This window comes from Enterobacter sp. ECC-175, assembly GCF_043968675.1.
Lineage (GTDB): Bacteria > Pseudomonadota > Gammaproteobacteria > Enterobacterales > Enterobacteriaceae > Enterobacter.
In genome coordinates this window covers 934,324-956,866 of sequence record NZ_CP143776.1, presented here as the reverse complement: position 1 = coordinate 956,866, position 22,543 = coordinate 934,324, and the positions used below count along the sequence as shown (strand labels likewise).

The following is a 22,543-nucleotide window of genomic DNA, read 5'->3' as shown; positions in this document are numbered from 1 at the left end:
CATTAATGGATAAGTTAAATCGCCCAGCCGCCCGCGTAGAACGCCACCAGCGCGACGGCAATCACCACCGTGCCGACGTTCAGCTTGCGCCACTCGCCGGACACCAGACGGCCAATCACCAGCGACGCAAAGCCGATCATGATGCCGGTCACGATGTTGCAGGTCAGCACGATAAATACCGCGGTGATCAGGCCAGACATCGCGTCCACGAAGTCGGCAAAGTCGATTTTCGCCACGTTGCTCAGCATCAGCAGGCCGACGTACATCAGCGCCGGTGCGGTCGCATACGCGGGCACCAGGTAGGAAAGCGGAGAAAGGAACAGGATCAGCAGGAACAGCACGCCCACGGTGATCGCCGTCAGGCCGGTTTTGCCGCCAGCCGCCGTCCCCGCCGCAGACTCAATGTACACCGCCGCAGGAGAAGCGCCCACCAGGCCGGAGAACACGCTGCTCAGGGAGTCGGTGGTCAGCGCTTTGCCGCCGTCGATAATCTGGCCGTCTTTGTCCAGCAGGTTCGCCTGCCCCGCTACCGCGCGGATGGTGCCGGTGGCATCAAACACCGCGGTCATGACCAGCGCCAGCACGCTTGGCAGGATCACCGGGTTCAGCGCGCCAACGATATCCAGGCTGCCGATCAGGGAGTTACCTTTATCGTCACTCAGGGACGGCATGGCGAAAATGCCGGAGAAGTGGACGGTTGGGTCGAAAATCAGGCCAACGATAGAGATGCCGATAATGGTCAGCAAAATGCCGCCGGGCACCTTCAGCTTTTCCAGGCCGATAATCACCGCCAGGCCAATCAGGGACATGATCACCGGGAAGCTGGCAAAGTTGCCGAGCGCAACCGGCAGGCCGTCGAGCGGGTTTTTAATCACCAGGCCCACGCCGTTCGCGGCAATCAGCAGCAGGAACAGGCCGATACCGATGCCGGTGCCGTGCGCCACGCCCTGCGGCAGGTTGCGCAAAATCCAGCTGCGGATGCCGGTGGCAGAGATAATGGTAAACAGCACGCCCATCAGGAAGACCGCGCCGAGCGCGACCGGCACGCTAATGTGCTGCCCCAGCACCAGGCTGAACGCGGTGAAGGCGGTCAGCGAGATGGCGCAGCCAATCGCCAGCGGCAGGTTAGCCCACAGGCCCATCACGATGGAACCGACGCCCGCTACCAGGCAGGTGGCCACGAAGACGGCCGCAGGCGGGAAGCCCGCCTTGCCCAGCATGCCCGGCACAACGATCACCGAATACACCATCGCCAGAAACGTTGTCAGACCGGCAACGACTTCCTGGCGCACGGTGCTGCCGCGAGCGGAAATTTTAAACATGGCGTCAAGCGAACCGCCGGTACGCGCAGATGGCGTAGACATAGAGAACATCCCCTGAGAGTTTTTATAGGTCGTTGGTAAGCGTGGTGGCGTCTCCGCTGCCAGCGAAACGTCAAATCCATGTACTGCGTTTGCGACGAAAAGGGCGTCACAAAAAAGCAAACGTTTAGCTCCGCGCTTACAAAACGGGTGGTCAATTTAAGGCAAACGATTATCTAGCCGAATCACCGCCCTTTTCAACTGAACTTTCGCGTTTTTCGCTAAAATTCTCTTATGTCGATGAAGAAATAAACAGAGGATGCGCAAACGTTATCGTCCCTGCGCAATTTCGTTGCATTTCGTGCTATCCAGGAATATCCAGCGGCCCGCCCTTTTCCAGGGTTCGCTGCCAGCCGGGACGCATTTCCACCTTTTTCTTCCAGGCGTGGGTATGGGGTAAGTTGTCAATGCCGCCCCGCGCCAGCAGCGCAAAGACCGGGAAACTCATCTGGATGTCGGCCATGCTGAGCGTTTCGCCAGCAAACCAGCCGTTTTGCGCAAGATGCGATTCGATAAAGCGCGCGTGCGTTTCAAGCTGGCGATCGAGATACGCCTTTTGCACGCCCTTCCCGAGCGCGTTGCCCAGGGTTCTCAGGCCGAACGGCACGGGCGGTTTTCCGAGGCTGTTAAACACCAGCTTCATTAACAGCAGCGGCATCAGCGAACCTTCAGCATAATGCAGCCAGAAGCGATACTGGATTTTATTGGCCGGGTCCTGCGGCTTGAGGCGAAAATCGGGATCGTAGTTCTCCTGTAAATACTCCAGAATCGCCCCGGACTCGGCGAGGATCAGCCCGTTATCCTCCACAACCGGCGACTTGCCCAGCGGATGCACTTTTTTAAGGGATTCGGGCGCGAGCATATTTTTCTCACGCTGGTAATGCACAATCTCATACGGCACGGAAAGTTCTTCCAGCGCCCAGAGCGCGCGATGTGAACGCGACTGGTTAAGGTGGTGGACCGTTAGCATCGTCTTCTCCTGAGTTTTATTCTTTTTAACTATAGAAAATCGAACAACATCACGAAAAAAATTTGGCGAAAAAATGGCCTCTGCGGCTGGCGAAACAGCGGCCTTTGCATAGACTTAAAGTGTCAGCACAATCCGGAACCTCACCAACCAGCTCGACACGAGGGGTGCAGACGTCGGGGGAAACCCTCCCGTGAACCAGCGGGATAGAGAGAAAGACAAAGACCGGGAAAAACTAAAGCGCCCCTTGTGGCGCTTTAGTTCTTTTTGCGGCGCGGGGTTTTGCCGGGCCGCGGCAGAAGGTTACTCTTCCTCCAGCAGCCGCGCCCCCGTACCCTGCTCGCCGAGCCTGTCGCCCGGGTTACGCAGCGGGCAATCGCTGCGCGACAGGCATCCGCAGCCGATGCACCCGTCCAGCTCGTCGCGCAACGCCACCAGGGTATGAATGCGCCTGTCCAGCTCGTCGCGCCACTGGGAGGAGAGCTGCTTCCACTCTTTTGCGCTCAGCGTGTGGCCTTCAGGCAGCACGCCGAACGCGTCGCTGATGGTGGCCAGCGGTATGCCGATCCGTTGCGCAATTTTGATAATCGCCACGTAGCGGAGCACGTCGCGCGTGTAGCGCCGCTGGTTCCCCGCGTTGCGGATGCTTTTAATCAGCCCTTTGCTTTCATAAAAGTGGAGCGCGGATACCGCCACGCCGCTGCGCTTTGCGACCTCTCCCGGCGTCAGGAGCGCTTTAATTCGCGGTAATCTCTTTTCCATAAAACCCCTTTACCTCAAGTTAACTTGAGGAATTATACTCCCCCGCAGAGAAAACGACGAATCAACAGAGATAGTTGTATGTAAAGAGGGGCAACCTTATGTCGCATCAGCAAATTATTCAGACGCTTATTGAATGGATTGATGAACATATCGACCAACCGTTGAACATTGATGTGGTCGCTAAGAAATCGGGCTATTCGAAATGGTACTTGCAGAGAATGTTCCGCACCGTCATGCACCAGACGCTCGGCGAGTATATCCGCCAGCGCAGGCTGCTGATGGCGGCCCAGGCGCTACGCTCTACGCAGCGGCCTATTTTTGATATCGCCATGGATCTGGGCTACGTCTCGCAGCAGACGTTTTCCCGGGTGTTCCGCCGCGAGTTTGACCGCACGCCGAGCGACTATCGCCACCAGCTCGGCTAGTGCGCTGAGAGTAAAGGCTGCTGCTGCCAGGTCATAAACTCCTGCGGCGGCATCGCTTTCGCGAAGTGCCATCCCTGACAATACTGCACGCCGCGCTTCAACAGCCAGCTGACCTGCTCCGCCGTTTCCACCCCTTCCGCGATGGTTTTGAGCCGCAGGCTCTGGGCCATCTCAATGATGTGCTCGGCAATCAGGTGGCTGGTGCTGTTGGTGGTCAAGGTATCGACAAACGATTTGTCGATTTTCAGGATGTCCACGTTCAGCGAATAGAGGTTATGCAGGTTCGAATAGCCGGTGCCAAAGTCATCGATCGCCACCTCATAGCCCGCCTGGCGAAACGCCTGGATCACCGGCGTGGTTTTCGGCACGTCGATAAACCCGCGCTCCGTCACCTCGATTTTGATCTGCTGCGCGCGCACGGAGAAGTGCCTGGCCTTGTCCGATATCATGGCGATCAGGCGCGAGGAGTGGAAATCGGAGGCCGAGAGGTTAATGGAAATATAAAGGTGCGGGTGAGCCGCCAGAAAGTCCCCGAGATCGCTGAACACTTCCTCCACCACGTAATCCGTTATCCGCGCGATCATCCCCTCTTTTTCCGCCAGCGGAATAAACTCGGCCGGGCTCATGACCTGCCCGTTAAAACCGGGCCAGCGCAGCAGTGCCTCCGCCCCAACGCAGCGGTTGTGCTTGATATCGATGATGGGCTGATAATGCACGCGCAGCTGGCGCCTGGCGAGCGCCCGATGCAGAAGACGCCCCGGCGAGTTAAGCTCACGGCGGGTGCGCGACCACACCAGCAGAATGATAATGCTGCAAATCATTCCCAGCGGCAGCGTCAGCGTGGCCTGATGATAAAGCGTTTCGTAAAAGCGTTTATTCGACGTCGAGACGATGGCGGCAATAGGACGTTTATTCGATTTGACCACCGTATAAAAACGGTCATCTCTCTGAAATGATGCTTCCTTATCCCGAATCATTGAATTTAATAAGGGAACATTGGCCTTTGTACTGACCGAGAAGAATGCATTTGTCACCGTGTCATACACTCCCCACGACAGCGAATTATCCGAAGACATCACTTCGCTGTAGGAAAGTGGGTTGACCACTACAACATAATTCCCGCGCTGCATATACGTCATTTTATAGCCGTTGAAAAAGGGCGTATCGCGATAATAATAGATAGCAACGTCGGGTTTACGGGTGTAATTGGCGGTGGGGATTACGTAAGGATGTTCAGGGGTAAAAACAGTCGAACAGAGAAAATTCTGACCTTCGGCGTAAATTAAATCAGCGATGAAGAGGCGGCCGCGAACAACGTTTAGCATATATTGACGGTGCGCGGGCGTGCACACCTGGCCCTGATATTTCTCGGCGTCATCCCGAGCTAAATCAACTTCTTGAATAACGAGTTCAGTTTTGTCTAAAGCAAGTTCGGCAAATGTGCGTAACGCAGCGCTGGTTTCCGTCACGGCGCGCATCTGGGCAAACCATAGCGCAAGCATCACGGGTAGCGAAACTACCATGATGATCCCTAATCCCCCGAGCACCTTGCGCCGTGCGCTACGATTCATTTTCCGCTCTATATCCCTGATTGTTGTACGCCTGTAGTAATGAAGGCCGGGTGCTTCGATAAACAGGTGATTACGTTGCATGAATCATGCGAAGTTAGCAACTGACTTTTGGTATTAAAAATCTGAAATTTTGTTATGCCGATAATATTTTTCCGTAAGCTAAACTAAAAGTATTCATTCAGTTTTAATTAAGGAAAATAATATCCAGCCCGTCCGTTGATTTAAAGATAACCTTCCGTTGAAATTTTTTTTATCCCCCACCTCTCGCCGCCTGAAAAAGGCACAAACGATGCCCGGTAATGTTTGCTTTTGATTGCGCATATTTTCCGCGTTGATTTATAAACAATCCGCTGCGCTTTCCCTTTCCCGTTCTCGCGGCGTGCTTTCACGCGCTATCGGCAGGTGCGGCCTGGGGGAGAGTTCGCGCGCGAAGATAGCGTCCTCTGCCGCGGTTTCACCGCCCTTCCCGATCGTAAACGGGTCACTTTTCATCACCTTGACAGTGGCGAATAAAAGAGCAAACGTGATATAGTTCACAGTTATTATGTAACGAGAAACATTGTTTCATTGTATGCATCTGATCTGTCGAGGATGGGTTTATGGCAACCATTACCACCAGCATGGTTCTTCTGCGCTGGCCATTGTTGAGTGCGGTTTTGATGTTTTTAGCCAGCACGCTGAATATTCAATTTCGTAAATCTGACTATGCGGGCCTGGCCGCGATCAGCACCCTGCTGGGGCTGGGGGCCGCATGCTGGTTCGCGACGGGCCTGCTGGGCATTACCCTGCTGGATATCGCCGCTATCTGGGAAAATATGAAAGTGGTGATGGTGGAAGCGATGAGCCACACGCCGCCAGAGTGGCCGGTGGTCATTACCTGATCGGCTTTTCCCCTTCCGCTGCAAAGGGGAAGTGCGTCAAAAAATACCTTTCTGCCGGACCTTCTGCATTTTTTTCGTCGGCGTATCGACGTCGCTGAGCGCCATCTCCTCCGGGCCGCTGCTGCGCTCCGGCGCCGGCGGGCTGACGGTTTTCGCCGCCATGCGCAGCTGCTGAAGGGCCAGCTTCTGCTGCTCCATCAGCGGCCTGAGCGCGGCAATCTCTTCGCGGATCTTCTGCAGCTCTGCCAGCTGCTCCGACGCGGCATCGCTCTGCGGCTGCGCCTGAAGCTCCGACAGCAGCGCCGCCAGCGACAGATTTTCACGCCCTAGCGATTCCGCCACGTGGTGGCAGAGCGACGGGTCCAGCAGGTGCAGCTGAAGCCCCGCCAGGTACACGTTGCGGTGAAACGCGCGGATTTCCATATTCGTATCGTCGATGTTGTCAGACTGATTCATCGACTGATGCCATTTTTGCAGCTGCTGCATCGCGCGCATGTCCGCGCGCGACTGGTCCGGCGTCAGGTGAAGGGAGAGATTTACGCGGCGGATTTGCCCCTTACGCATTCTCGCCCACCTCGGCCATCAGCGGCTCATCGACCGCCTCCGCGCCCGACTCCGAATGATAGAGGCAAATCTCGCGCGACAGCGCGCTCTGCGGGTTCTCAATGCTGACCACGCGGTCGCCGAGCGTCGCATAGGCCTCGCGGATCGCCCCTTCAATCAGGTGCGCGCCGCCGCCGACCAGATAGACGCGGTTCGGGTTTTTCGCGAATTTTTTCGCCTCGTAGGCCACCTGGTCGCCCAGCTCCTGAATCTTGATCTCAATCTTTTCAAGAATGTCGTCGATGCGCGACTCATCGTTCACCACGCTGCGGACGAACCCGGCGTCGTGGCGGCGTTTGATAAGCTCATTTGCCACCAGGTAGCTGGAGTCGCTGTCCGCCGCCGCCAGCAGCTTGCGCGTGGCGTCCGTGACCATCGCCACGCCAATCTCGTTATTGCCGTATATCGCCGACACGTCGTCAAACTCGCCGACCACAATGCCCATATCCAGCGTCGTCCCGCCGCAGTCAATCACCAGCGATTTGGTAAATTCGTTCACGTTGGAGTTCAAAAGATGCGACAGCGCGGCGGGCAGGCTCTCCGGCATGACCTGAACGTCAACGATGCGGAACAGCTCGCCCTTGTTCAGGCTGATGTCGCGCATCAGGTTCTGGCGCTTCGCTTCGATACGCTCTTCGTTGCGCTGGCAGTCGTCCGGCTTGTAGAACTGGGTGATCGGCAGGGTAACAATCACCTCCACATCGCAGGGCGCAACGCCGGTTTGCAGCAGCGCGTGGTGCACCGCCAGCAGGTTTAAATCGTCATACTGATAATCAATGTGCGTGGTGGAGAGCGCCTTGTCGGAGGTAGCGTCGTAGGTGTATTTGGTGGTGCCGATGGTGTAGTTATATACCGCCTGCCCGCGCAGCAGCGCCGCGCTTTTCCAGTCCTTGCGGAAGGAGTTTGGCGAGACCACGGTTTTCAGCGTACCGTTCTCAATCCAGCTGATTTTGACGTTGGTAGAGCCATCGTCAATGGCAAATTTTTTACGCATCTGGTTCATAACAAGTTTCTCAGTCAATCTTTTAAAAATAAGGGGGCCATCCGTGGCGGCGCATACCTTGAGGGGGTATTCAGCGTCAGGCCGTTACAGCACGGCCTCTTCAGTTAATATCCGGCGGGCACCGAGGTAGTGGTCCTGCCAGAAGCGGTCCGAAAGCTGGCTCACGCGAATGTTCAGGCCGGTTCGCGGCGCTTCGATAAATTGTCCGTCGCCGAGGTAAACGCCAACGTGGTCGGCTCCCGGGCGCTGGTTGATATTGAAAAAGACCAGGTCGCCGCGGCGGAGCTTGTCCTGGCCGACGGGGTGCAGCGTGCGGTCCTGGAACATGCCGTTGGCGGTGCGCGGCAGGTTGCGGCTCAGCACCGGGTTAAAGGCATAAAACACCAGGCCGCTGCAGTCGAACCCCTGCTCGGGCGTCTGGCCGCCCCAGACGTAGGGCTTGCCGATCTGCTGCTGCAGCAGGCGGATAACCTGCTTGAGCGAGGCCTGCAGCCGCGGGCTCACCCGCTCGCCCGGCAGCGGCTCCCAGATCATGTCCATAGAGAGGGTTCCCGGCTGCCAGCGTTTGTGCATCGCCAGCAGCGCGCGGTTCTCCGCACGCTCAAGGCGACGCTGCTCGCTGATGCGGCGCTTCTGCTCCGGCGTCACGGGCACCACGGCGAGGCGGGTCCGCGACGATTTCAGCAGCATTTCACGGTTGCGCTTCCTGATCTTTTCCGCGCGCTCCTTCTCCGCGGCGGTCATTTTTTCGCTGCGCGGCGCGGCCTGCGCGGGCATGCTGCATGCCATCACGAGCGCGGCGGCAAGCGCAAGGCCTGCGGCTTTCTGAAAGTGGGTAAGGGTGAACATCGTAAAACCGTTTATTTTTTCTGCGAGAGTTTATCCACGATCGGCTTAATGATCTTTTCACCGTGCTGGCCAAAGAACTGATACAGCGAGTCGCTGGCCGAGTGGGTCAGCACCATGATCTCAATGCGCCGGTTCGACGAGCTGAGCGGGTTGTCCGGATCGAGCAGCATCTGATCCGCCATGCCGCTCACCTGCAGCACTTTGTCCTGCGCCAGCCCGGCATTGGTCAGCACCTTACGCGCCTGCATCGCGCGCTCGCCCGACAGGTTGTAGTTGTTGTACAGATCCTGATCGCGAAAGCGGGTGGCGTCGGTGTGTCCGGTAATGATGATCTTGTTGTCGATCTTGTTCAGCGCCGGTGCGAACTCCGTGAGCAGACGCTTGAAGAACGGCGTCAGGATCGCGCTGCTGCGCTGGAACATTTCGCGCTTTTGATCGTCGGTGATCAGGATGCGTAGCCCCTGCGGCACAATCTCAATTTTCAGGTTCGACTGCGCGTCATAGGCCGAAGTGATTTTCATGATGATCCGCGCCAGATCTTCAATTTCGCGCTGCGAGCGCGTGTTCACGTCGTCCAGGCTTTCGCCCTTCGCGGCGACCGCCCGCATTTTTGCCGTCTCCTGCTTCGACGACGGCGCCTTATGATCCCCGCGATCGCGTTTTTCCGTCACCGCAATTTTGCCGCCCACGCCGTGCGGCTGGGTGATAGGCGACAGCGACTGGCCGTTGAAAATCGACTCGCCGTTGAGCTGAGAGACGATCTCTTTTCGCTCCTCTTCCGTGACCGCGCCCATGATCCACAGCACCATAAACAGCGCCATCATCGCCAGCGTAAAGTCGGCAAAGGCTACCTTCCACGCGCCGCCGTGAAACGCGTCATGGCTTTTGCGCGAGGAGCGCTTGATGATAGTGGTATGTTCTTTTCCACGACCGTTGCGCATCAGGATTCACCCGTCATCTGGTTCACCCAGCCGTCCAGCGTCGCGAAGGTCGGCTTTGAGTCCAGCGGCAGCATTTTGCGCCCGGCATCCACCGCCAGCAGCGTAGGCTTACCGGCCACGTGGTTGACCAGCACGGTGCGCACGCACTCGATCACCGCCATCTGCTTCTTGGTGCGCTGCTCCATGGCGTTCGCCACCGGGTCCATCAGGCAGTAGCAGAAGAACACGCCGAGGAACGTCCCTACCAGCGCCGCCGCCACTTTTACGCCGATCACCGCAATCGAGCCGTCGATCGACTGCATGGTGATGATGATCCCCAGCACCGCCGCGCAGATCCCGAAGCCCGGCATCGCTTCCGCGGTGCGCTGCAGCGAACGGGACGGCTGGAGCAGGTTCTCTTCCATCGCCACCAGCTCCTGCTCGAGGATACCTTCCAGCTCGTGCTCGTTGATTTTGCCCATCGCCATCAGGCGGAAGTTGTCCGCAATAAAGGTGATGATGGCCTTGTTCTGTAAAATCAGCGGGTATTTCTGGAACAGCGGGCTGCTCTCCGGCACTTCGATATGCTCGTCGAGCACCTTCAGGCCGCCGTCCTGCACCAGCTCAAGCAGCTCGTACAGCAGCATCAGCAGCTGGCGCTGATACTCATCGGTATACTCGTTTTTACGCATGATGCCGCGGAACTGGCGGTACATTTCGGCCAGCACCGGCTTCGGGTTCGCCAGCACCATCGCGCCCAGGCCCGCGCCCAGGATGATAATGATTTCGCCAGGCTGCCAAAACGCCGACATTCGCCCGCCTGACATAAGAAAACCGCCCACTACGCAGGCGAAAATGATGAAAATACCGAGAAACTTTTGCATATACCTTTCACTTCTGGAAAAAAGACTGGATCTTTTGAGCGATCTTTTTATTGAGCTGACACACGCGCGCCTCGGTTAAATCAAGGACTAACGCAATCTCTTTCAGGCTCATTTCCTGCTGGTAATAGAGGGTGAGGATCATCTTCTCACGCTCATCAAGGCTTGCCAGCGCAGCCCTTAACGTACCGCTGGTGACCATTTCGTCTTCCAGCGAACGGCCGTTCAGCGTTCCGTTCAGGGCATCCCCGCCCAGCAAATCATCAAGACTCTCCAGTGATTTGGCGCAATCCAGCAGCAAATATTCGTGGTACTCCTCCGCGGTGATGGAGAGATGTTGGTTGAGATCCTCAAAGCTCGGCGTTCTGCCAAGCTTGCGCGTGACTTCTCGTATCGCGTCGTTGATCTTATGGCTCTTCTGGCGCAGCCTGCGGGGACGCCAGTCCAGCTCGCGCAATTCGTCAAGCACCGCGCCGCGGATGCGCTGTGCGGCATAGGCGCCAAACTGCTCGTCAGGGTGGCCATAGCGGCGCAGAGACGTGAGCAGACCCATCAGGGCAATCTGCTCCATATCTTCTCTGTCCATCACGCTGCTGGTCTGCCACGCGAGCTGTTTCACCACCTTGTGAACCAGCGGCAGGTAGGCGTTAACGTATTTCGCCTCGTCTGCCGGCGTGAGGGCGTCGTCAGCGATAAAATCCATCATGTCCTTCAGCGACCGCCACTTACTGGAAGACCATCTTGCTGATGATCACGTCCTTGAACGGCATCCGCGTTTTCAGGCTTTCAAAACGCGCGGCGTAGGCGCCCATCAGCTGTTCGCGCAGCGCCTCGACGCTCATCTCGCGCACCGCGTCGTACTCCTTCGACGACAGCAGGTTGACGGTGGCGCCGCGAATGGCGGGAGACATCTCTTCCGCGCGGCGCGTGTCGGCCGCGGAGTTGGTCGCCAGCGCCAGTTCGAGCAGCAGGTAACGTTCCGAATCACCGCGGCTTTTTAACGTCACGACCACGTTTTTGATTTCAACGAACTCCACGACGCTCTCTTCCGACGAGGAGAACAGATCGCGAATAGCCGAGCCTTTTTGCTCGTCCTGGCTGAGATACTGGGTGCCGACGACGGTGAGTACGGCGGCGAAAACGGCGGCAATAAGGGCAATCACCAGCCCTAAAGAGAAAGTCTTAATTGTCATAATGGGTGTGTTTTAAACCGTTAGTAGTACTGAATCGTCTCTGTCAGCGGTCGACAGGGTGTTTTCAGGGGCAATTTCCGCCCCGGCTGCCGGGCCCTCTTCCGGAGCAAACATGCTGCGCGGCTGCCCCTGCTGCTGCTGTTGTCCGGACTGGGAAGAGACCTGCACGTTTACCTGCATCACGTTTTGCTCGGTCAGGCTCTGGCGCAGCTCGCTGCTGATCTGCTGAAGCGCGCGGTAGGTTTCCCCGCTGCTGGCGCTGATGTGTACCTGCATGCGCCCGTTTTCGATGTGCAGAGAAATATCCACCTTGCCCATCTCCGGCGGGTCGAGGCGGATGGTGGCGTGCTGCACCTGGCTGCGAACCTGCAGCTGGAGGCGATCGTTCAGCGCGCCGTGCAGCTGCTGCGCCCACTTCGCCTCGTCGGCGTCCATCTTGATCGGCGGCAGGTTCACCGTCTGTTTGTCCATCGCAGCGGTAAACGTCGGGCCGCTCGTCGGCTGCGCCGCGCCCGGCAGGGCCGTCGCCAGCGGCTTAACGAGCTCGTGCAGCTCCGGCTTTACCGGCTCCGCGACGGGCGCAGGCGCCACGTTAAGCTGCTGTTGCTGTTGCTGCAGCAGCTGAGGCTGCACCTCCCGGTTTAGCGGTTCGACCACCGGCTGCGGGCCCGCGCTGAGGTGTTTTATCTGCAGCGCATCCCCCGCCAGCGGCGCGGGAGCCTGGGTAACGTTCAGCGTTTTCACCGGCATCTGGCTTGCCATCAGCAGCGCATCCAGCAGCCGTTCGGGCGAACCGATGATGCTGTTTGCCAGCGCCTGAGGATCGTCGCGCTGCGTTTTGCGCTCGTCGTCATCCTCTTTTGCGTTAACGCCCGCCAGCACCAGGGGATCCTCGCGCGGCTGCTCGACGCCCATCAGGGTGTTGATGATGTTCAGCAGCGCATCGTTAAACGCCGGAGCCGCCTGGCTGGCATCTTCTCCCGCCACGGGCAACACCTGCCCGGTCGCCCCGGCAGAAGGAAGCGGCGCGGCGTCGGCAGGCTCGGCGGCAACGGGAAGCTGCGTCAGCTGTGAAAGTACCAGGTTCATCGTCCCACATCCTCGGCGTCGGCAAACAGCGCGTAGGCGGTTGCCCCGGCCTGGTTGCGGCGGGACTGCGCCATCTTCTGCTCAAGCTCGTCGCGCTGCGTCTGGCAGAACTGGTAAACCCGGGCGTGCGTCTGCCGCAGCTCGGCCAGCGCCTCGCGCGTTTCGGCGCTCAACGTCTGGCCCTTCAGCGCGGTTAGCAGGGCGGCAATCTGTGCGTCAATGTCCTCAAGCTTCGGCCAGTCGTGCTGGCTGGCCGAATGTGCCAGGGAACGCGCCAGAAAACGCATCACCTGTACGTCATCCATGCTGCTGCCCCATTTTTTCCCAGCCTTCCTGCAGGTTGCGCAGAATGCCTTCAACCTCTTCAATGTGGCTGACGGAAAGCTTATGGCTGGCGTCATAAAGGCGATACACGCAGTAGTCGTAAAGGTTGGCGAGGCTCAGCGCCAGCTCGCCGCCCTTTTCAAAATCCAGCGAGCTGGTGAGCGCGTTCAGAATATCGATGCACTTGTTGATGCTCTGAACCTTGCGGTCATAGCGGCGCGCGGCGATGTGGCTCTTAGCCCGCACCAGTTCGTCCATCAGGCCGTTAAACAGCATTAGCACCAGCTGGTGAGGGTTTGCTGCGGCGGCCTGAATCGCCAGGTCGGACTCCCGATAGTGGCCGAAGCCTTGCTGTTCGTTCCCGTACATAAACGCGGTCATTTCCTTAAGCTAAGCCAAACATACTCATGGTGTTATTCATCGATGCCAACGCCTGCTGCAGCTGCGTGAACTGCTTCAGATAGCGGTTATAAGAGGTTTCATAGCGCGCGTTCATCGCTTCCGTTTTGGTCTCAATGTCGCTCTGCTGACGATCCAGCACATCCTGACGGCCCTTCAGTAAGCCATTGGTGGTGTTCAGATAACGGTCGAGAGACTTGTCCATTTTGGCCAGCATCCCGTCTTTGCCATTGAACAGGTCGCTGAGCTTTTGCGGATCGGCCTTTAGCGCGTCGTCCAGCTTTTTGCTGTCGATCTCCAGCTTGCCGTCTTTGTCTGCGGTAATGCCAAAATCAGACATCCGCACGCCGCCGAAGACCTGGCGCATCACGTCGTTCAGCTCGCGATCGAGCGAAGACATGGTGGCATCACCGGCAAAGGCGCCGCGGGTTTCGTCGTCGCCGTTGCCGCTTTTCGTCAGGTTGGTGAGGGTGTCCTGCAGCGTGTTGTAGGCATCGATAAAGGTCTGAAGCTGCTCTTTGGTGCCCTCGGTGTCGGTCCCCACGGAGATCGTCAGCGGTTTACCGGCCTCGGTTAATGAGGTCAGCTCAATGGTTACCCCGTCAATCAGCTTGTCCAGCGTGTTCGAGCTGTTGGTGAAGGTCATGTCACCCATTTTGATTTCAGAGTCGGATGCTTCAGAAATCGTCTTCGCGTTGCTGGAATCGAAGCCGCCCGTACCGCCCACGGAAATCGTATTTTTTGCACCGCTCTCATCGCTGCTCAACATCAGCGTGACGCTGCCGTCGGTGCGGATCAGGGACGCCGTCACGCCGGGGTTATCTTCATCGCCGTTAATCGCCTTCGTCAGATCGCTCAGGCTTTCCATGTCGTCAAGATTGATGGAGAGGGTTTCACCGTTCAGCTCAATGTCCATGGTGCCGGTGGCATTTTTGATGCTCTCATCGGTCATGCCGTCAAAGCCGATCTGGTGGGCAGAGGCGAGCTGCGTCACCTCAATGTTGTAGGTGCCCTTCAGCGCGTTTGAGTTTGCAGTAACGTTCGCAATGCCTTCCCGGTTCATGCTGACGGCGTTTTTCAGCATGCCGCTGTTGGTACCGTTAAGCCCGGACATCGCGGTGCGGAAATCGCCCAGCGCGGTTTTCAGCGCGTCGAGGGCTTTTTTCTGCGCGTTCATGGTGGACGATTTGGTCTTCAACTGGTTTTGCATCGACATGATGTCGTATGTCGCCAGCTGCTGAGCCAGAGTCTGGGGATCAATGCTGCTAAAATCTGCCATGTTGAGGTTCTCCGTTCGCACCTGTTGCTAAACCATGCCCGTTTAAAGCAACAATCGTGCCAGTTTTTAAGTCATTTAAATTCAGGAAGTTAACACCTGGAAGGAAGGCGTTCTTCCCCTAAAGGGAAAACAGGAAGGGAAGTGCCGCATACAAAAACACCGCCTTACAGCGGTGTTTTTTGCAACGGTGAGGTGGATTAGCCCAGCAGGTTCATCACCATACCGGACATGCTGTTGGACTGCTTCAGCATGGACATACTGGTTTGCGCCAGCATCTGGTTGCGGGTCATGCTCGACGCTTCGGAGGCGAAGTCCGCGTCGCGAATGTTGCCCAACGCCAGGTCGGTGTTGTCTTTCATGTTCGCGAGGTTCGCCGCGGTGTGGCCCAGACGGTTGATGTTCGCACCCAGCTTGGAGCGCAGCGTACCCACCTGAGAGATAGCGTTTTCAACTTTGGTGATCATGCCCTGTGCACCAGAGGAGGTAAGCAGCGCGCCGGATGCGCCAGAAGTCGACTTCAGTGCGCCCAGGCCGCTTGCGCCTTTAACCGTTGACAGCTCTTTGCTCACGTCAACTTTCAGGCTTTCACCTGTTGATGCGCCGATCTGGAAGTTCATCGCAGAGGAGAATTTGCCGCCGCTTGCGAACAGGCTTTCACCAGCATACTTGGTGTTGTTCATGATGTTGTCGAGTTCGCTGTTCAGCTCGTCCATTTCAGACTGCAGCGCCTTACGATCTTCGGTACCGTTGGTGTCGTTCGCTGCCTGCGTGGCGAGGTCTTTCATGCGGTACATGATGTTGCTCACTTCGTCAAACGCGCCTTCAGCGGTCTGCAGCAGCGCGGTGGCGTCGGAGATGTTGCGCTGAGCAACGCTCATACCGTTGGACTGGCCCTGAAGACGGGTAGCAATCTGCAGGCCCGCTGCGTCATCTGCCGCAGAGTTAATGCGCTTACCAGTACCCAGACGCTCCATCGCGGTGGACAGCATGCTGTTGGATTTATTCAGCGCGTTAACGGATGCCATGGAAGAGGCGTTAGTAAAAATAGAAAGTGCCATGTTCAAATTCTCCTTTTGAACCTGTCCGTCAGGTTCTTCTCTCTGGTACTCAGGTAAAACGACACAGCCCGACGGAGAATTAAATCGAAAATGAAAAAAAATGAATTTTCAGTGCGAAAATAAAATGACAATTAATAGTCACGACTGTCATTAAGTACCGAATAAAAAAGAATACAAAGCGACACGGCGGCATTCAAACTTAAACAACCATTACATTTGCTTACGTTTTCACATGTTCCCTGAAAAGAGTCTCATTTACCCGGCGTTCAATTAAAACATCCCTGCTACATTCCTAAACAAATTCTAAATAAAACGATCAAAAACCGATTTGCTTTAACTTTTTTCGAAAAGCGTTAATACGACCGGGGTGAGATCGTTCAATAATTTGTTGCATATCACACTTTTATCGCGTAAAAATGTGCCACGGAAGAGAAACTTCCTAAACACACCTAAGAAAAGACCTGAAATGCCGGATGAAACTTCCCGCCCCCTAAGTGGGATTTTTTTTCATTTTTCATCCTCGCAGTGCGTCTTTTTGCATATTTCCGCAGGCAAGCGGCAATTCTCGATGAATTTTAAACGGAATTAATGATTAATTTACATTAAGCATTTTGCACATTTTTTGTGCGATGCCTGAAAATTAAATCTTAAGGAGTGGGTAACGACCATTACTTGCCATGAATAAAACATATTATGCGGTAAACAACTGGTTAGTCGATTTACCCTCTGGCTCAATCATCAGCCTCGTAACCGGCGAAAGAAAACGCCTTGGTGAATATCAATTAAAACTGCTGGATGTGCTGGTCACCAATGCCGGAAAAATACTTACTCGTGAAGAACTTACTAATCTGGTCTGGGAGCGGCGCGTTATTGGCAATAATAGTTTGCCGAATGCAATTCATGCATTACGCACGGCGCTTGAAGATGATGGAAAAACGCAGAGAATAATCAAAACCATCCCCAAAAAGGGTTATCTGCTGGAGCAGTGCTGGTGCCGCTCCGTTGAGCGTGACAGCGAAGAGATCGACGCCCCGGCCCTGCTGCCCGTCCCGCAGCAGGAGGAAGAGGCTAGCGGTTCGGCAGAGATCCTTCCGCCAGCCCCGCAAGGGCTGATTGAGGCGGAAGCGGAGGCGACGCACGTCCGCGTCTTCCCCCGTGAAAAAGCCTCCCGCTTTCGGCTCCCGCAGTGGCTGGCGGCTTTTGTGCTGCTCGTGATGGTCGTCATTGTCAGCGGCACCGCGGGCTGGCAATACGCCAACCTCCGGGGATCGCGGCTGGTCGCCGCAGAGCAGGAGGCGGGGGTGTACAGCAACATCCGCATCTATGAGATTTCTGAAGCAAACCGCCCGACGATGAATAAAGAAGACTTTTACAGCAAGATCAAAGACACCCTTTATGCCATCAACCAGCAGATCAAATCTCAATCAACCGACATGTCGGTCTACTACCAAAGCGTTGACCAAACGCTCAACTACACCTTTGCGCTGGAAAGCCGCTGCGATAAAAAGCAGCTGGTGATGGCGATTTACCACTGGCGCATTGACCCCACCCAGCTGAACAACCTGATACTTCGAGAGACGAGGAGGAAAATCAGTGAGATGGAAACCTGTACTTAACTGGAAATGGCTGCTGGCCTATATTCTGGCTGCCCTTACTGCGCTCGCCGCCATGCGCATCATTCAGGCACAAACCTCCACGCAGCCCAGCGTTGAGGGATTCTTGCAGCTCGGCTTTTACGACCTGATGTCGCAGCGAAAGGAAGTGTACGATTCACGCATGCAGACCGTGAACAATGCGATCCTGACGACCATTACCAATCCGAATGACAACCGCTTTGTGCTGAAGGGGAAGTTCACGGAGCTTAACCAGCAAAACGGCAGACAGTTCTTTTCCTACACCCCGATTTACTACAGCACGATGCAGAAAGGGCTGATGATTGATGGCCTGGTGGATATGCTAATGCACGTGGATTTCTGGATGCAGCCGCTGTTTGTGGATACGCAGCCGCTGGTGGTGGGACAAAGCGGTGCGATATTTCTCTATCCGTTGAGGAAGTAGCCCCGCAGCCTGCGGTACTCCCTCTCCCTTGAAGGAGAGGGGATTTTTCATTGCCCGCATTGGCTGGCGGCAAGAAGCCTCAGCCATTCAAAGCACTAGCCCAGCAAATTCTTCACCGTCGTCAAGGACACATTCCCCTGCGCTGCCAGCGCTTTCGCCAGCACGCCGTACTGCGTTCCACCGTTCGCTAACGCGCTTCCCAGCGCCCGCGCCGTCTCTAGCGCTTCGTCCGGGGTATAGGCCGCCGACATATCCTGAATGCGTGCCGACACGCGCTCCTGGTGCTGGTGCAATTTGCTGCGCTCGCGGGTGATTTGCTCCAGCGTTTGCTGCATCTTGCCGCTCGCGCCGGGCGTCCACTGGCTGGCGAGCTGGCCCACCTCATCTTCCCGGCTTGGCTCCGCCACCGGTGCCAGCAGGGTAAAGGCATCCGCCGGGAACTGCTGTCCTTCGCCGCGCACGCTGAAATTCTGGCTCACCCGCGCCCAGCGATCTTCCGCCACCTGAAAACGTACCTGGCCTTCCCCGCCCAGCGTCGCGTGAATGCCGAGCTTACCCAGCCCAACGTTCAGCTGCATCAGCGCCTGACGCGGCGTTGCCTGCGGCGGAATTGCCACGGCGGTAAGCTCGCGCCTGCCGCCGCCAAGGGCAAACACCAGCGTTTCGCCGGACGACGACTCAAGCATTTTCTCCATCCCCGGCAGCGTAAAGTTCACCTGGCTTTTCTGCTGCAGCGTCACGTTGAAATTACGATCGACCGTCCCGCCCGAGAGCGTACCGCGCTGTCGCAGCAGCGCATTCACCGCCTTTGCGCTGTCCGCGCCGCCGCCGCGCGTCGCCTGGTGGCGCAGCATCAGCAGCTGCGTCTCCGTTTCGCTGAGGAAGCTCTCGGCCCGCTGCACGGACGTCAGCTGCTGGTTGAGCTGAACGTTATAGCGCAGCGGGCGCCGGGAAAGCAGCGCCGACTCGGGAAACTGCGGCCCGGCGTGCCGGGCGTTCGCCAGCGCCTCGGAACGCGCAACGGACGTTGCCGCCCCCGGCGATGTTCTGACGGGGGCGGGCGTGGTGGCAAGCGATGTTGTTTTTAACCCAACCTGCATGACGATTACATCATGCTAAAGAGCGAAAGCTGACTGATCATGCTGTACGCTTTGTTGGTGATCTGCACGGAGTTGGTGAACATCTGCAGGTTAATGCTGGTCGTCGCCCAGTCGGTGTCGGACAGATCGCGCACCACCTGATCGTTTGCCATGCTGACGTCCGTGTGCGCGTCGCTCAGCATCGTCAGGCGGTTTTGACGCCCGCCGAGGTCGGTAAAGATGGCAGCGACCTTATCGCGGGACTGGCCAGAAAGCGAAATCATCTCGTTGATATCATCCAGGTAATCGCTCACGGGAATGTCCGGGTCCTGCATTTTATCGCTCAGGGCCTTCAGCTTGTTCAGCATCTCCAGATCGTCGCCGCTGCCGGAAAAGGCCCCCACCACGTGGGTGTTTTCCGTCACGTTCACGCCGTTGGCTACCGTTGTTTCGCGCGAGCCGTTATTGCCCTGATAGATATATTTCCCCTGCGTCTCGTCCCAGACCACCGGCTTGGTGTCGGTTTTGGTGCCGGAGAAGAGGTAACCGCCGCTCTCGTTCTGCGCGTTAATTGACGCGACCAGCGAATCAAGCATCGAGGAAAGCTCGGCCCCGAAGCCGGCCATATCCGCGGTGCTGTGGGTGCCGTTTGCCGCCGCCAGCAGCTTGTCGTTCAGCGACAGCAGCTGGTTGCTCATGGCGGTCACGTGCGCTTCCTGGCTGGAGAGCGCGCCGCTGAGGCCGGTAATGTTGTTTTGATACTGCTTGATCGCCGCCTGCTCGCGGTTAAGCTGGACCAGCCGCGTCGCGGCGACCGGATCGTCGGACGGCACGTTGATCCGCTTCTGGGTAGCCATCTGCTCCATCAGCTTGCTCATCCGGGTGCCGTTAACACCAAGCTGCGCCAGCATGGCATCTGAATTATAAAGACTACTGATTCGCATCGCTCTCTTCCTTAGCGCCGGTTAAAACATGCTTAACAGGTCGCTGAAAATTTGGTTGCCGGTGGAAATCACCTTGACGTTGGCCTGGTAGGACTGCATGTAAATCTGCAGGTTCATGGCCTCTTCATCCTGGTTTACCGCACTGAGGTTATTGCGCTGCTGCTGGGCCTGGTCGTAAACGCCCTGCGCCGCCTCCAGCTCGCTCTGGGATTTTTTACTGGCGATACCGATGTTGGAGATAATCGCCGCCGCGCCCTCGTTCAGGCTCATGTGGCCCATGCCGCCAATATCGACTTTTGTGTTTTTCAGGTCGATCAGCGCCTGCAGGTTGCCGCCGTTCCCCTGCTCGCCGGCGGTGTCGGACAGCGCCAGCTCGTTAGGATCGAGATCGTTAACCTGCAAAATCCCGTTCGGGTTATTGAGATCGAAGCTGAACAGCGGCTTGCCGGGGTTGCCGTTCTTATCAAACCCTTTCGCCAGCTGGTCGTTAAAGAGCGTAGCCACCGCTTCCGCCATGCCCTGCACCGAGGCCTGCATGTCCGCCAGCTCGCCGGTTTCATAATCGTACAGCGCGCCGAGCTGCCCGCCCGTGGACGGGTTCAGGGAGAAGGTGGTGTTGGAAAAGTTCAGGCTTAATACCGGGTTGCCGCTGGCGTCCAGGCTGTTGCTCAGTTCGCCCGCCACGTTACCGCTCACCAGCGGCTGGCCGTTTTTCATCGCCACGGTGTAGCTGCCGTTACTGTCTTCGGTGATCTTCACGTCGGCATAGGTGCTGAGCTGCTTAACCAGCTCGTCGCGCTGGTCGCGCAGCACGTTGCTGTTGCCGCCCGTGGAGTCCATCTCCATGATTTTTTTGTTGTAGTCAGCAATGCCCGCCGTCAGATTGTTGATCTGCCCGACGATGGTGTCGCGCTGGTTCGCCACGGACGTCTTCTGGCCGTTGATGAAGTCATTCATGTTATTAAAGCGCGTCGCCAGGGAGCCGGCCTGGTTCAGCAGCTGCTGGCGGTTGGCTTCGCTTTCCGGCTCTTTGGTCAGAGCGCTGAGGGCGGAAAAAAAATCGTCCAGCCCGGTACCCAGGCTCGTTGAGTCGGTGCCGATGACTTTTTCCAGCGAGCTGAGGTACTGGTTATTAATGCCGTAGTAGTTCGCCTTGCTGTTGCTCTGCCACACCTGGTTCGTCAGGTACTGATCAGAGACGCGGCGAATGCTGTCGACCTGCACGCCCGCGCCCGCCGACATGCCGCCCGCTCCCATGGTGGCAACCGAACTCTGGATAATGCCCTGACGGCTGTAGCCCGGCGTCAGCACGTTGGAGATGTTCATGGAGGTCACGCTCATCCCAAACTGCGCGGCCTGCAAGCCGCTCCAGGCAATATTGAACATATTCATGGTTTACTCCTGCCCGCGACGCATTACCGGCACAACGGGGGTTTTTAATTCCTGTGGATGTTCATCTAAAGCGGCCAAAGGCTGCGCATTCTTAAGCGCGACGCTCTCCTGCGCTCCCAACTGGGCGATAATCATCTGCGCCAGCCCGGTGCTGCGCTGCGACGCCAGCTGGGAGGTGAGCTTATCGTCGTAGAACTCCTGCATCATGCGCTGCTGCTTGCTATCGAACGGGTTATCGTCCACCAGCGCCTGCGACGCTTTGCGCATCTGCTTCATCAGCGAGCGCAGGAACATCGCCTCAAACTGCTCCGCCGCCTGCTCGAGATTTTGCGGCTTCACCTGCCCGGTCACGTCGCCGGGCATGATGCTGGTTCGGGATTGAATCGCGTCTAGCATCGTCACTCCTTAAATCACCACCAGTTCGGCATCCAGCGCACCCGCTTCGTGCAGCGCCTGCAGGATCGCCATCGTGTCGTCCGGGGCGGCGCCCAGGCTGTTGAGCGTGTTGACGATGCTGCGCAGGCTGGTGCCCGCCGAAATCGTCACCATCTGGCCCCGGCCACGGTCGACGTTAACGTCGCTTTCCGGCGTGACCACGGTTTGCCCCTGGCTAAACGCGCCCGGCTGGCTCACGTTGGAAGATTCGCGGATAGTCACGGTCAGGTTGCCGTGGGAGACCGCCGCCGCGCGCACCACCACGCCGTCGCCAATCACCACCGTGCCGGTACGGGCGTTAAACACCACGCGCGGCGGCTGCTTCGCGGTGCTGATTTGCACGTCTTCCAGCATCGACATAAAAGCAACGCGCTCGCCCGCCGACAGCGGGGCGTTAACCACCACGTTGGTGGCACTTTGCGCCGTGGCGGTGCCCGAGCCGAAGGCGTTATTAAGCGCCACCGCCACGCTGTTGGCGGTTTTAAAGCTTGGGCGCTTCAGGTTGAGGATCACCTGCTGGTTCTGCTGGAAATCGGAGGGGATTTCACGCTCGACCGACCCGCCGTTCGGCACGCGGCCCACGGTCGGGGTGTTGATCGTCACGCTCGACCCGCTGTTGCCCTCGGCCTTTACGCCGCCCACCACCACGTTCCCCTGCGCCAGGGCGTAGACTTCGCCGTCGGCTCCGCGCAGCTGGGTCAGCAGCAGCGTGCCGCCGCGCAGGCTCTTGGCATCGCCAATCGACGAGACGGTGACGTCAATCGACTGGCCGCGCGCGTAGCCCGGCGGCAGCGTGGCGCTGATCGCCACCGCGGCCACGTTTTTGACCTTCGGGTCGATTTTGGTCGGCAGCTGCACGCCGAACTGGCGCAGCATGTTGGTCACCGACTGGCTGGTGAATTTCACCTGGTTTTTATCGCCCGTCCCGTCCAGGCCGACGACAAGGCTGTAGCCCACCAGCTGATTTCCGCGCACGCCCTGAATATCCACCACGTTGCCCAGCCGCTCGGCCGCCGCGCCTGCGGTCCACAGCAGCATCAGAAAAAGCATTGCCTTACGCATTACGGACT

At 57.5% G+C, this 22,543-nt stretch carries 25 protein-coding genes; 4 read left to right on the top strand and 21 right to left on the bottom strand.

Annotated elements, in window-relative coordinates; genetic code table 11:
- Window positions 1-14 precede the first annotated feature (14 nt).
- From ghxP to soxR, 3 genes are all read right to left on the bottom strand, one after another.
- A complete protein-coding gene (ghxP, locus tag V1599_RS04585; protein ID WP_112012194.1) occupies window positions 15-1,364 on the bottom strand; it encodes a guanine/hypoxanthine transporter GhxP in 1,350 nt (449 codons plus the stop codon).
- 301 nt (window positions 1,365-1,665) lie between these two features.
- On the bottom strand, window positions 1,666-2,331 hold the full coding sequence (locus V1599_RS04580) for a glutathione S-transferase family protein (protein WP_297122520.1): 666 nt from the start codon (window positions 2,329-2,331) through the stop codon (window positions 1,666-1,668).
- Window positions 2,332-2,631: 300 nt separating this feature from the next.
- Window positions 2,632-3,090: a redox-sensitive transcriptional activator SoxR gene (soxR, locus tag V1599_RS04575; RefSeq protein WP_112012192.1), complete on the bottom strand. Its 459-nt coding sequence runs from the start codon at window positions 3,088-3,090 to the stop codon at window positions 2,632-2,634.
- Window positions 3,091-3,188: 98 nt separating this feature from the next.
- Here soxR and soxS point away from each other — a divergent pair, with 98 nt between their 5' ends.
- Window positions 3,189-3,515 (top strand): superoxide response transcriptional regulator SoxS, encoded by a 327-nt coding sequence (gene soxS, locus V1599_RS04570; RefSeq protein WP_112012191.1) that lies wholly within the window; start codon window positions 3,189-3,191, stop codon window positions 3,513-3,515.
- On the opposite strand, the gene V1599_RS04565 is transcribed toward soxS, so the two are convergent.
- Entirely contained in the window at window positions 3,512-5,086 is a 1,575-nt protein-coding gene (locus tag V1599_RS04565; protein WP_395301077.1) for an EAL domain-containing protein, read from the bottom strand. The two genes, soxS and V1599_RS04565, sit on opposite strands and share 4 nt — an antisense overlap.
- Window positions 5,087-5,685: 599 nt before the next feature.
- Between V1599_RS04565 and V1599_RS04560 the strand changes: the two genes are divergently transcribed.
- Window positions 5,686-5,967 carry a YjcB family protein gene (locus tag V1599_RS04560; RefSeq protein ID WP_112012188.1) on the top strand — a complete coding sequence of 94 codons (282 nt, stop codon included), beginning with the start codon at window positions 5,686-5,688 and terminating at the stop codon, window positions 5,965-5,967.
- A gap of 36 nt (window positions 5,968-6,003) precedes the next feature.
- Here the strand turns inward: V1599_RS04560 and V1599_RS04555 are convergent, their stop codons facing one another.
- The 12 genes from V1599_RS04555 to V1599_RS04500 all read right to left on the bottom strand — a co-directional run bounded on the left by V1599_RS04555 (window position 6,004) and on the right by V1599_RS04500 (window position 15,565).
- Window positions 6,004-6,531, bottom strand: coding sequence for a hypothetical protein (locus tag V1599_RS04555; protein ID WP_112012187.1), 528 nt, complete (start codon window positions 6,529-6,531; stop codon window positions 6,004-6,006).
- Window positions 6,524-7,573 carry a plasmid segregation protein ParM domain-containing protein gene (parM, locus tag V1599_RS04550; protein ID WP_297122523.1) on the bottom strand — a complete coding sequence of 350 codons (1,050 nt, stop codon included), beginning with the start codon at window positions 7,571-7,573 and terminating at the stop codon, window positions 6,524-6,526. Before parM ends, V1599_RS04555 begins: the two co-directional genes overlap by 8 nt.
- Window positions 7,574-7,657: 84 nt before the next feature.
- Window positions 7,658-8,422, bottom strand: a complete 765-nt coding sequence (locus V1599_RS04545) for a C40 family peptidase (RefSeq protein WP_395301076.1) — start codon at window positions 8,420-8,422, stop codon at window positions 7,658-7,660.
- Between the two features lie 11 nt (window positions 8,423-8,433).
- Window positions 8,434-9,363: a putative lateral flagellar export/assembly protein LafU gene (gene lafU, locus V1599_RS04540; RefSeq protein ID WP_297122524.1), complete on the bottom strand. Its 930-nt coding sequence runs from the start codon at window positions 9,361-9,363 to the stop codon at window positions 8,434-8,436.
- Window positions 9,363-10,226 (bottom strand): flagellar motor stator protein MotA, encoded by an 864-nt coding sequence (motA, locus tag V1599_RS04535; protein WP_297122525.1) that lies wholly within the window; start codon window positions 10,224-10,226, stop codon window positions 9,363-9,365. Before motA ends, lafU begins: the two co-directional genes overlap by 1 nt.
- Window positions 10,227-10,233: 7 nt before the next feature.
- Window positions 10,234-10,926, bottom strand: a complete 693-nt coding sequence (locus V1599_RS04530; protein WP_395301559.1) for a FliA/WhiG family RNA polymerase sigma factor — start codon at window positions 10,924-10,926, stop codon at window positions 10,234-10,236.
- A 22-nt stretch (window positions 10,927-10,948) separates the two neighbouring features.
- Window positions 10,949-11,416 carry a flagellar basal body-associated protein FliL gene (fliL, locus tag V1599_RS04525; protein ID WP_395301075.1) on the bottom strand — a complete coding sequence of 156 codons (468 nt, stop codon included), beginning with the start codon at window positions 11,414-11,416 and terminating at the stop codon, window positions 10,949-10,951.
- A gap of 12 nt (window positions 11,417-11,428) precedes the next feature.
- Entirely contained in the window at window positions 11,429-12,505 is a 1,077-nt protein-coding gene (locus V1599_RS04520) for a flagellar hook-length control protein FliK (protein ID WP_395301074.1), read from the bottom strand.
- Window positions 12,502-12,810, bottom strand: a complete 309-nt coding sequence (fliT, locus tag V1599_RS04515) for a flagellar protein FliT (protein ID WP_112012180.1) — start codon at window positions 12,808-12,810, stop codon at window positions 12,502-12,504. Before fliT ends, V1599_RS04520 begins: the two co-directional genes overlap by 4 nt.
- Complete coding sequence (fliS, locus tag V1599_RS04510; RefSeq protein ID WP_045328787.1) at window positions 12,803-13,198, bottom strand: flagellar export chaperone FliS; 396 nt, start codon at window positions 13,196-13,198, stop codon at window positions 12,803-12,805. The genes fliT and fliS overlap by 8 nt, the downstream gene beginning before the upstream one ends.
- A gap of 16 nt (window positions 13,199-13,214) precedes the next feature.
- A complete protein-coding gene (gene fliD, locus V1599_RS04505) occupies window positions 13,215-14,507 on the bottom strand; it encodes a flagellar filament capping protein FliD (protein ID WP_297122528.1) in 1,293 nt (430 codons plus the stop codon).
- Between the two features lie 197 nt (window positions 14,508-14,704).
- Window positions 14,705-15,565, bottom strand: coding sequence for a flagellin (locus V1599_RS04500; protein ID WP_297122529.1), 861 nt, complete (start codon window positions 15,563-15,565; stop codon window positions 14,705-14,707).
- A gap of 677 nt (window positions 15,566-16,242) precedes the next feature.
- Between V1599_RS04500 and V1599_RS04495 the strand changes: the two genes are divergently transcribed.
- Window positions 16,243-17,181, top strand: coding sequence for a transcriptional regulator (locus V1599_RS04495; protein WP_112012177.1), 939 nt, complete (start codon window positions 16,243-16,245; stop codon window positions 17,179-17,181).
- On the top strand, window positions 17,159-17,623 hold the full coding sequence (locus tag V1599_RS04490) for a hypothetical protein (RefSeq protein WP_112012176.1): 465 nt from the start codon (window positions 17,159-17,161) through the stop codon (window positions 17,621-17,623). The genes V1599_RS04495 and V1599_RS04490 overlap by 23 nt, the downstream gene beginning before the upstream one ends.
- A 95-nt stretch (window positions 17,624-17,718) precedes the next feature.
- Here the strand turns inward: V1599_RS04490 and V1599_RS04485 are convergent, their stop codons facing one another.
- From V1599_RS04485 to V1599_RS04465, 5 genes are read right to left on the bottom strand one after another with little or no spacing between them, the layout of a single operon-like run.
- Window positions 17,719-18,723 carry a hypothetical protein gene (locus V1599_RS04485; RefSeq protein WP_297122530.1) on the bottom strand — a complete coding sequence of 335 codons (1,005 nt, stop codon included), beginning with the start codon at window positions 18,721-18,723 and terminating at the stop codon, window positions 17,719-17,721.
- A 5-nt stretch (window positions 18,724-18,728) separates the two neighbouring features.
- Window positions 18,729-19,646 (bottom strand): flagellar hook-associated protein FlgL, encoded by a 918-nt coding sequence (flgL, locus tag V1599_RS04480; RefSeq protein WP_112012174.1) that lies wholly within the window; start codon window positions 19,644-19,646, stop codon window positions 18,729-18,731.
- A 21-nt stretch (window positions 19,647-19,667) separates the two neighbouring features.
- Window positions 19,668-21,038, bottom strand: a complete 1,371-nt coding sequence (gene flgK / locus V1599_RS04475; protein WP_112012173.1) for a flagellar hook-associated protein FlgK — start codon at window positions 21,036-21,038, stop codon at window positions 19,668-19,670.
- Between the two features lie 3 nt (window positions 21,039-21,041).
- Window positions 21,042-21,434: a rod-binding protein gene (locus V1599_RS04470; RefSeq protein ID WP_112012172.1), complete on the bottom strand. Its 393-nt coding sequence runs from the start codon at window positions 21,432-21,434 to the stop codon at window positions 21,042-21,044.
- Between the two features lie 9 nt (window positions 21,435-21,443).
- Window positions 21,444-22,535 carry a flagellar basal body P-ring protein FlgI gene (locus V1599_RS04465; protein WP_395301073.1) on the bottom strand — a complete coding sequence of 364 codons (1,092 nt, stop codon included), beginning with the start codon at window positions 22,533-22,535 and terminating at the stop codon, window positions 21,444-21,446.
- Window positions 22,536-22,543 lie beyond the last annotated feature (8 nt).